This window comes from Actinomadura sp. CNU-125, from assembly GCF_001942465.1.
Taxonomy (GTDB): domain Bacteria; phylum Actinomycetota; class Actinomycetes; order Streptosporangiales; family Streptosporangiaceae; genus Spirillospora.
Genome location: NZ_MKJY01000257.1, coordinates 1 through 7,880 on the forward strand (window position 1 = coordinate 1; position 7,880 = coordinate 7,880).

The 7,880-nt window shown below is 73.9% G+C and carries 7 protein-coding genes and 1 pseudogene; all 8 read left to right on the top strand.

Annotated elements, in window-relative coordinates; all coding sequences use genetic code 11:
- Positions 1-1,595 (top strand): TIGR02680 family protein (locus tag BJF79_RS27305; protein ID WP_075901639.1); only part of this gene is annotated, 1,595 nt, incomplete at its 5' end.
- Positions 1,592-2,854: a TIGR02679 family protein gene (locus BJF79_RS27310; RefSeq protein WP_262402658.1), complete on the top strand. Its 1,263-nt coding sequence runs from the start codon at positions 1,592-1,594 to the stop codon at positions 2,852-2,854. The genes BJF79_RS27305 and BJF79_RS27310, both read left to right, overlap by 4 nt.
- A gap of 109 nt (positions 2,855-2,963) precedes the next feature.
- Positions 2,964-3,203 (top strand): annotated as a pseudogene (locus BJF79_RS61850) (iron ABC transporter permease); the annotation flags it as partial.
- Positions 3,204-3,327: 124 nt separating this feature from the next.
- Positions 3,328-4,020, top strand: coding sequence for a FecCD family ABC transporter permease (locus BJF79_RS27315; RefSeq protein ID WP_262402659.1), 693 nt, complete (start codon positions 3,328-3,330; stop codon positions 4,018-4,020).
- Entirely contained in the window at positions 4,017-5,090 is a 1,074-nt protein-coding gene (locus BJF79_RS27320) for a FecCD family ABC transporter permease (RefSeq protein ID WP_075901641.1), read from the top strand. Before BJF79_RS27315 ends, BJF79_RS27320 begins: the two co-directional genes overlap by 4 nt.
- A 14-nt stretch (positions 5,091-5,104) precedes the next feature.
- The gene (locus tag BJF79_RS27325) at positions 5,105-5,947 is read left to right on the top strand and encodes an ABC transporter ATP-binding protein (protein WP_075901643.1); all 843 of its coding nucleotides are present in this window, start codon (positions 5,105-5,107) and stop codon (positions 5,945-5,947) included.
- 142 nt (positions 5,948-6,089) lie between these two features.
- Positions 6,090-7,124, top strand: a complete 1,035-nt coding sequence (locus BJF79_RS27330; protein WP_075901645.1) for an iron-siderophore ABC transporter substrate-binding protein — start codon at positions 6,090-6,092, stop codon at positions 7,122-7,124.
- A 2-nt stretch (positions 7,125-7,126) separates the two neighbouring features.
- Positions 7,127-7,880: ABC transporter transmembrane domain-containing protein (locus BJF79_RS27335; RefSeq protein ID WP_143220203.1), on the top strand; the 754-nt coding region annotated here is incomplete at its 3' end.

A 7,880-nucleotide genomic window follows, 5' to 3' on the forward strand; every position in this document is an offset into this window, starting at 1 on the left:
ACGCGGAGGCGGCCGCGTCGGCGCACGACCTGCCCGCCGACCGGGTCGCCCTCGGCCGGGTCGGGACGGCGCTGGACAGCCTGGTCGAGCGCATCGGCACGCTGGGCCGGGCGGTCCGCGGGACGGCCGAGGGGCTCGCCCGGGACCGGGCCGACCACGGCCGGTACGAGGCCGCGCGGGGAAAGCGGGTGAAGGCCGAGGACGAGTACCGCGGCAGGTCCGGCGTGCTGCGGGACGCGCGGGGGCGGCTCGAAACTCTCGCGGAGAGCATCGGCTCGTCGGAGGAGGAGCTGCTGGCCCGCGAGCGGGCGGCGAAGGACGCGATCGACGGCATCGCCCGTGTCGTCCCGGGCGCCGGGCGGGACGCCGATGGCCTGCGCGACGGGCGCGTCCGGGCGGAGGAGGCGGAGGAACGCGTCCTCGGCGATCTGGCGGAACAGCAGAAGACGGTCATCACGGTCGGCGGTGTCCTGCGGCGCGCCCTCGCCCGCCCCGAGGTCGTGGACGGCGCCGGGCTCGACCGCGCGTCGCTGCCCGCGCAGCTCTCCGACGATCCGGGGGCCGACGCCCGGAGCCGCATCCAGGCGCTGCGCGAACTGGCCGGTGCCGTCCGGACCGGCCTGGACCGCCCCAAGGCGGACGTGTCGGACTCCACGCTGCTCAACCGGCACACCGAACTGCGCGACCAGCTCGCGGGCGGGTACGACGCGCAGCTCGACGAGGACGACGGGATCAAGACGTGCCGGCTGGTCGACGACCACGGCTCGCACGACGTCGCGAAGGTCGGCAGGCGGATCGCCGAGCGGGCCGCCGAGGCGCGCGGCAGGCTGACCGAGCGGGAGGGCGAGGTGTTCCAGCGGTTCCTGACCGGCGAGCTCGGCGACCACCTGTCCACCCAGGTCATCACCGCGGAGAACCTGGTCACGGCGCTCAACGACACGCTGCGGACGGTGCGGACGTCGCACGGGCTCGGCGTGGAGCTGCAGTGGCGGCTCGGCGAGGACGTCGACGCGGACGTCCGCGCGGCCGTCGAGCTGCTGCGCAGCCCGGCGAGCCTGCGGCCGCGCGAGCAGACCGAGCGGCTGCGGGAGGTGCTGCACCGCCGGATCGAGGACGCCCGCCGCGCCGACCCGTCCGCCGGTTACGCCGCCCACCTGCGCGCCGCGCTCGACTACCGGGAGTGGTTCCGGTTCCACACGTTCGTCGTGGAGGACGCGAACCCGGGCCGCAAACGCCGCCTCACCGGACGTACCGGGCTCAGCCAGGGCGAGCAGCGCGTCCTGTCCTATCTGGTGCTGTTCGCCGCGGCCGCCGCGCACTTCACGACGCTCGGCGGGTCGGCGCCGCACGCGCCGCGGCTGATCCTGCTGGACGACGCGTTCGCGAAGGTCGACGAGCCGACGCACGGACGGCTGGGCCGCATCCTCGTCGACCTCGACCTCGACTTCGTGCTGACCAGCGAGCGCCTCATGGGCAACTGGCCGGAGGTACCGTCGCTGCACATCTACGAGTGCCTGCGCGACCCGCACGCCCGGGGCGTCGCGACGCTGCACTACACGTGGGACGGCCGCCACCGCCGCCTGGCGGCGGTGTGAGCGCGCTCCCCGCTGCGGCGCGGGACTGGCTGGGCGGCCCCGGCCTGGCCCGCCTCTGGGACCGGACGCGCGAACGCCTGGAGCGCAACGGCCTGCAAGCCACCGGCGCGCTGCGGCTGACGGGCCTCGACCTGCGGGAACGCACCGAACTGGCGCAACTGCTCGGACGCCCGGTCACCGGCGGGGCCGTGACGGTGCGGCTCGCGGACCTGGACGCGCGGCTGCGCTCGTCCGCCGTCGGCGGCTCGGCCTCGCCGAGACCCTGGCCGCGCTCGGCCGCCGCTCACCGACCGCCGCGCCGCCCGGGAGGACGCGCGGGCGCGGCGCGAACGGACGTGGTCGGGGCTCGCGGCGGCCGTGGCGGCCGTCGCGCTCGCCGGGGAGGCGTGGGCCCGCGACTGGACGGACGCGCTGCGCCGCGCCACGTCCCGCGGGGCGTCGCCCCCGAGGCGGCGGCGCGGACGCTCGGCCAGGCGGTCGACGTGCTCGCCGTCCTCTTCGACGCGGCCGGCCCGGGCACCCGGAGCCGCGGCGAACTGGCGACCGAGGCGACCGGTTCGGCGCACGGCCTGGACGACGGGACGTGGCTCGCCCGGCTCGTCCAGCGCGGCATCGCCCTCGCGCACGGGGTCGAACTCCCCGAGGACGCGGCGGGGCGGCGCGCGCTGTGGCGGGCGGCGTCCGTGGTCCCGGACGAGATCTCCGGCACGGTGCTCGCGTACGGGCTCCGTCCGGACGGCGACGGCTGGCGCGCGCGGGCGCTGCGGGAGCGGGCGGCGCACCACGCGGAGTCCCATCTCACGCTGCGCGACCTGCGCGCGCTCCGTCCGTCCGTGCCGGCGGGGACGCTCGTCCACATCTGCGAGAACCCGCGTGTGGTGGAGGCGGCGGCCGACGCGGGGTGCGCGCGGCCGCTGGTGTGCACGTCGGGCAGCGCGTCCACGGTCGTGCTCACCCTCCTCGACGCCCTCGCGGACGCCGGGTGCCGGTTCGCCTACCACGGCGACTTCGACTGGCCGGGGGTGGCGCTGGCGAACCGGATCGTCGACCGGTACGCGGCCCGGCCCTGGCGGCTGCGCGCCGACGACTACGAGGCGCTCGCCGCTCGCGCGCGGGACCGCGGCGTCCCGCCGCTGCCGCTCGCGGGCCGTCCGGTCGAGGCGGTGTGGGACCCGGGCCTGTCGCCCGCCATGGCCGCGCTCGGCGTCGCGCTGCACGAGGAGGCGACCGTCGACCTCCTGGTGGAAGACCTGGCCTGACGTCCGACGGCCGACGCCACGGAAAAAGGAAAAGCCCTTTAGGTTAGGCTCACCTCATTCATCCTGATTTCGGAGGAAAAGTGGTGCTAGCCGGACTCGATGTACGTGGATGAACACGACCGTTGAGAAGCGGCCCGCGCCGCGGATCGAGGCCGTCCGCCGGCGGCGGGTCGCGGGGCTGGGCGTGCTCGTGGCGGCCCTCGTCGTCGTGGCGGCGGCGTCGCTGGCCGTCGGCGCGCGGGCGCTCGGTCCCGGCGACGTCTGGCGCGGGCTGTTCCCCCCTTCGGACACCGACCGGCACCTCACCGAAATCAAGCTCATCGTGCAGACCGTGCGGGTGCCCCGGACGATGCTCGCGATCGTGGCGGGCATCGCCCTGGGGGTCGCCGGGGCGCTGATTCAGGGGGCCAAGCGGCAACCCGATCGCCGACACGGGGCTGCTCGGCGTGAACTCCGGCGCTTCGGTGGCCGTGGTGACGGCGATCTCCGTGTTCGGTCTGAGCAATCCGTTCCAGTACGTCTGGTTCGCGTTCCTGGGGGCGGGGGTCGCCGGTGTCGTCGTGTTCGGGCTGGCGAGCATCGGCCGGGGCGCGGGCAACCCGCTGACGCTCGCGCTGGCCGGGCAGGGGGTCACGGTGTTCCTCGCGGCGATGACGACGGCGATCTCCCTCTCGGACCAGGCGGCGCTGAACGCGTGGCGGTTCTGGAACGCGGGCTCGGTGGCCGGTGTCGGGTTCGGCGTCATCTGGCCGGTGACCGCGTTCATCGCGGCCGGGCTGGCGCTGGCGCTGGCGACGCTGCCCGCCATCAACCTGCTCAACCTGGGCGACGACGTGGCGCGCGGGCTCGGCGTGAACATCGCGCGCAACCGCACCGTCGCCGTCCTCGCGATCACGCTGCTGGCGGGCGCGGCGACGGCGGCGTGCGGGCCCATCGCGTTCCTCGGGCTCATGGTCGCCCATGTCGGCCGGTACCTGACCGGCCCGGACTACCGCTGGCTCGTCCCGTACGCGGGCCTGCTCGGCGCCGTCGTGCTCCTGGTCTGCGACATCGTGGGACGCCTGGTCGTGCGGCCGGGCGAGCTGGACGCGGGGATCGTCGTGGCGCTCCTCGGCGCCCCGTTCTTCGCCGTCCTGGTGTGGCGCGGAAAGTTCAAGAACGCATGACCGGAACAGACGTGAAGCCTTCGGTGACGCCCGGCGTGCGGCTCGGCCGCGTGTCCTTCGTGTGGCGGCCGTGGCTGGTGCTCGTGACGCTGCTGCTGGCGGCCGCGACCTTCCTGGTGTTCTGCCTGTCCATCAACTTCGGCGACTTCTCCATCGGCCTGCCCCGCGTGATCGCCACGATCTTCGGCGGCGGCGAGCGGGTCGACCGGTTCGTGATCATGGACCTGCGGATGCCGCGGGCACTGGCCGGGCTCGTCGTGGGGTTCGCGCTGGGCGTCTCCGGCGCGATCACCCAGTCGATCGCGCGCAACCCGCTGGCCAGCCCGGACATCCTCGGGATCACCGGGGGCGCCGGGGTGGTCGCGGTGTTCCTGGTGACGGTGTCGGGCGGGGCCGCCGCGGCGATCGCGGGCACCGTGGGGCTGTCCGCGGCGGCGCTCGCGGGCGGTCTCGGGACGGGCCTGCTGGTCTACTTCCTCGCGTGGCGGCGCGGCATCGACGGTTTCCGGCTCATCCTCATCGGCATCTCGGTGAGCGCCGTGACGCAGGCGCTCACGAACTGGCTGCTGGTCACCGCCGACATCAGGGACGTGGCGCGCGCGCAGGCGTGGCTCGTCGGCTCCCTGGACGGCCGTTCGTGGGACGAGGTGTGGACGGCGCTGTGGTGCACGGTCGTGCTCCTGGCGGTCGTCGCGGGCGCCGCGTTCCAGTTCCGGCCGCTGCACTTCGGCGACGAGGTCGCGGCGGGACTCGGCGTCCGGTACTCGCGGGTCCGGGCGGTGATGCTGCTGTGCGCGGTGCTGCTGGCCGGGGTGGCGGTGAGCGCCGCGGGGCCGGTGCCGTTCGTCGCGCTGGTGGCGCCGCAGGCGGGGATGCGGCTGGCGCGGCATCCGACGCCGCCGCTGCTGGTGTCCGGGCTGGTGGGCGCGCTGCTTCTGACCGGCTCGGACGTGCTGGCGCGCACGGCGCTGCCGGTCGGCCTCCCGGTCGGCGTGGTCACCGCCGCGATCGGCGGGCCGTTCCTCGTCTACCTGCTGGTGCGGGCGAATCTCAAACGGGCAGCGGGCTAGGTAAAGGAGATCTCGTGACCGCTCAGGACGGGGCAGGATCCGTCGCCGGTGCCGGCACCGCACGGCTGGCGGCGGAGGGGATCGCGGTCGGCTACGGCGGCCGGAACGTCATCGACGGCCTGGACGTGGCGATCCCGCCGCGGGTGATCACCACGATCATCGGGCCGAACGGCTGCGGGAAGTCGACCCTGCTGCGGACGCTGGCGCGGCTGCTCAAGCCGGCCCGGGGCACGGTCGTCCTGGACGGCGCGGACATCGCCGGGATGAAGACCCGGGACGTGGCGAAGAAGCTCGGCCTGCTGCCGCAGGGGCCGGTCGCGCCGGAGGGCCTGACGGTGGCCGACCTGGTCGCCCGGGGCCGCCACCCGCACCAGAGCTGGCTGCGGCAGTGGTCGTCGGACGACGCGTCCGTGGTGGAGCGCGCGCTGGAGATGACCGGGGTGTCGGACCTGGCCGGACGGCCGGTCGACTCGCTGTCGGGCGGGCAGCGCCAGCGCGTCTGGATCTCGATGACGCTGGCCCAGGGCACCGACCTGCTGCTGCTGGACGAGCCGACGACCTACCTCGACCTGGCGCACGCGATCGACGTGCTCGACCTGGTGGACGACCTGCACGAGTCGGGACGCACGGTGGTCATGGTGCTGCACGACCTCAACCTGGCGGCGCGCTACAGCGACAACCTCGTCGTGATGCGGGCGGGGACGATCCTGGCGCAGGGGCACCCGCGCGACGTGATCACCGCCGATCTGCTGCACGAGGCGTTCGGGCTGCGCGCCGAAGTGATCGACGACCCGGTCGGCGACCGCCCGCTCATCGTGCCGATCGGCCGCGCGCACGTCCGTCCCGGCCAGGCATGACTCCAGACGTGCCCCACTATGGAGCGGTTGATCCTTTTAGGTTAGCCTTGCCTTCTTTCTGGTTGGGGTTCGTCCGTCCTGACGGGCTCGCGGCGAACTGCACGAAAGCAAGGGGTTTCGAGTGCTCCTCGATCGACCGATCATGACGAAGTCCCTGCGCCGGATCGCGGCGGCGGCGTCCGCCGCGGTCCTCGGCGTCGGCCTGCTGTCCGGGTGCGGCTCCGGCTCGACGGACGAGTCGGGCGGCGGCTCCTCCGCCGCGGGCGCCGCGGGCGGCGTGTTCCCGGTGACCGTGGAGCACGCGTTCGGCTCCACGGAGATCACCGAGGCCCCCGAACGGGTCGTCTCCGTCGGCTACACCGACGACCAGGCCATCCTCGCGTTCGGGATCAAGCCGGTCGGCATGGTCGACCAGTACCCCAACCCGCCCGGCGAGTCCCCCGACATCAACACCCAGTGGCCCTGGGTGAAGGACAAGTGGGGCGACGCCCGTCCGGAGGTCGTCATGAAGAACGGCGACTCCGGCCCCAACTTCGAGAAGATCGCCGAGCTGCGCCCCGACCTGATCATCGCGGTCTACTCCGAGATCGACCAGGCCGCCTACGACAAGCTTTCCAAGATCGCCCCGACGGTGGGGCGGACCAAGGGCGAGAAGGAGCCGTTCAGCGCGCCGTGGCAGGACAACGCGGTGCACATCGCCAAGGCGCTCGGCCGGGAGGCCGAGGGCAAGAAGATGGTGCAGGACATCCAGGGCAAGCTCGACACCGCCCGTAAGGAGCACCCGGAGTTCGCCGACCAGACCGCCGTCGCGCTGTCCTGGTACGAGGGCGCCGTCGCGCCGTTCACCACGACGGACGTGCGCGGGCAGCTGCTGACCGGCATGGGCTTCAAGGGCGCCACCGAGATCGACGAGATCGCGGACGGCAAGTTCTTCACCACGCTGTCCCCCGAGCGCATGGACCTCATCGACGTCGACCGCATCTTCGTCATCAACGACAAGGCGGACCAGGAAGCGCTGAAGAAGTTCGAGCTGTTCACCAACCTCCCCGCCGTCAAGGACGGCAAGGTGTCGTACCTGCTGGACAGCGAGGGCCCGGCGGTCGGCGCGGCCATGTCGCAGAGCACGCTGCTCTCCCTGCCGTACGCGATCGACAAGATGGTCGAATCGGTCGCCTAGGCATGAGCCCCACCGACACGCGCGCCGCCCCGGCCACGCTGCGCACGGCGACCGGACGCGAGGCCGTCCGCTGGGTCGTCGCGTACTGCCGCGAAGTGCCCTGGCTGCTGGTCTCCACCGTCGCGACCACGGTCGCCGGGGCGGCGTTCCAGGTGCTGCCGGTACTGCTGCTCGGCCGGGTGGTCGACGCGGTGGTCCAGGACGAACCGCGTTCGGTCCTGGTCGCGATCGGGGCCCTGCTGGCGGGCGCCGCGCTGCTCGGCGCGGCGGCCACCGCGTCGTCGGCGTACCTGATCGGACGGCTCGGCGCGGGCCTGCTCGCGCGGCTGCGCGAGGGCGCCGTCCGGTCCGTGCTGGGAATGCCGAGCGCGCGCGTCGAGGAGGTCGGCCGCGGCGACGTCCTGTCCCGGGTCGGCGACGACGTGGCGGTGCTGTCCAAGGGCATCCGGACGGCTTTCCCCACGGTGTTCGCGGCGGGTGTGCTGGTGGTCATCGCGACCGCCGGCATGTTCGGCCTGGACTGGCGGCTCGGCCTGGCGGGGGCGGGCGCGCTGCCCGCGTACGCGCTGGCCCTGCGCTGGTACCTGCCCAGGTCGGCTCCGCTGTACCGGCGGCAGCGGGTCGTCCAGGCCGAACGGGCGCAGGCGCTGATCAGCGGCCTGAACGGCATCGACACCGTCCGCGCGTACCGGCTCGAAGCCGCCTTCCAGGAGAAGGTCGACGCCGAGTCGTGGCGGGTGCGCGACCTCGGCATCG

Coding starts and splice junctions, on each gene's coding strand:
- BJF79_RS27320 (WP_075901641.1), top strand. CDS start 4,017: ATGACCGGAACAGACGTGAAGCCTTCGGTGACGCCCGGCGTGCGGCTC.
- BJF79_RS27330 (WP_075901645.1), top strand. CDS start 6,090: ATGACGAAGTCCCTGCGCCGGATCGCGGCGGCGGCGTCCGCCGCGGTC.